1 protein-coding gene and 1 pseudogene are annotated in these 1,108 nt (G+C 42.3%); one reads left to right on the top strand and one right to left on the bottom strand.

What is annotated here, in order from left to right; genetic code table 11:
• A pseudogene (locus F6K49_RS51920) lies at positions 1 to 308 on the bottom strand (EamA family transporter); the annotation flags it as partial.
• A gap of 135 nt (positions 309 to 443) precedes the next feature.
• On the opposite strand from F6K49_RS51920, the gene F6K49_RS51915 reads away from it, so the two are divergent.
• Positions 444 to 821: a DUF1823 family protein gene (locus F6K49_RS51915; RefSeq protein ID WP_075895885.1), complete on the top strand. Its 378-nt coding sequence runs from the start codon at positions 444 to 446 to the stop codon at positions 819 to 821.
• The last annotated feature ends 287 nt before the right edge of the window (positions 822 to 1,108 follow it).

The raw sequence follows: 1,108 nt of genomic DNA, 5'->3' as shown, positions 1-1,108 counted from the left end.
TTGGAAGTAAAAGACAAGGAAGTAATCCAAGTCACAAAGTGTAGCGCTAAACAAATGCCAGCCCCACTGGCATAGAGTAATGCACCTGGACCTAGCTGACCTTGCCTGAGATTGCCCCAAGCTGGTAACAGTAGCATAGACGCAATAGTAAGGCGAGACCCAGCCACGAACAGGCTAAACCCTACCCCACTCACCCCAGCGGATGCGATCGCTAATCGCACAAAAATAGCTGATGTGGAAATCGCCAACACACCAGCCAAGAAAACCAATCCCACCTGCCACCGCAGCGGCTGCTTTATAATTTTCATAGCGATACAGCTTCAATCCCCAACCATTACCATTATTCCGCCAGAGGTACCAGGAGAGAAGTGAAGAAGTCTAGATAGTCTAACTTTATCTAGAATCTACTTAATCGTTGATAAGTCCTAATTTATAATTAAAATATGTTTGAACTACCGCCACTCAATACTAATACAATTTGGGCAATTTTAAACGAAAAAATTGATGACGATACCGTTAATAAACTACTCTGGTACTATCTAGGTTATCGTTATAACTCAACTACGCAACAGTGGGATATAACTGAGGTTAATCCTGAATGGCAAGAAGACTATCCCGAACCACCCAATTTCATAGAAAGCCGCCCTGCTACCGTAAAACTAACCCGTTCAATACCCAAAGAAAATAAACAGTTATTGAAAGAAAAATTAGGTTTCAAAGGTTATAAAATCGGGGAATTTGGTCCTCGACAAACTCGCAGAGCTACAGCCGCAAACTGGTTACTGAATTATATGGAACAAAACGGCATTGCCTCAGTATAGCGTTTTTCATACCTATGAGGTACACAGGATTTTTTCCCGATTCCCGATTCCCGATTCCCGATTCCCGATTCCCGATTCCCGATTCCCTGTTCCCTAAAATCCAGAAATTGTTTACCTCATAGCTATGATAATTGCTATAAAACACTTCATCCTTCAACCGTACTAGATAAGTCAGTAGGAACAACTACACACTCCAACTCCGCCTTGTGACTCTCCTGCTGGTTCTCCAAATTAATTGCGATCGCTTCAATTCTAATTTGAGTCGTGCCTTGGGGTATAACTAATTG

It is taken from the genome of Moorena sp. SIO3I6, assembly GCF_010672095.1.
The sequence above is the reverse complement of the archived record's forward strand: the minus strand, read 5'-3'. Positions and strand labels throughout refer to the sequence as shown.

Bases quoted from the DNA above. Each gene is read 5' to 3' on its own strand.
- F6K49_RS51915 (WP_075895885.1), top strand. From the start codon at position 444: ATGTTTGAACTACCGCCACTCAATACTAATACAATTTGGGCAATTTTA.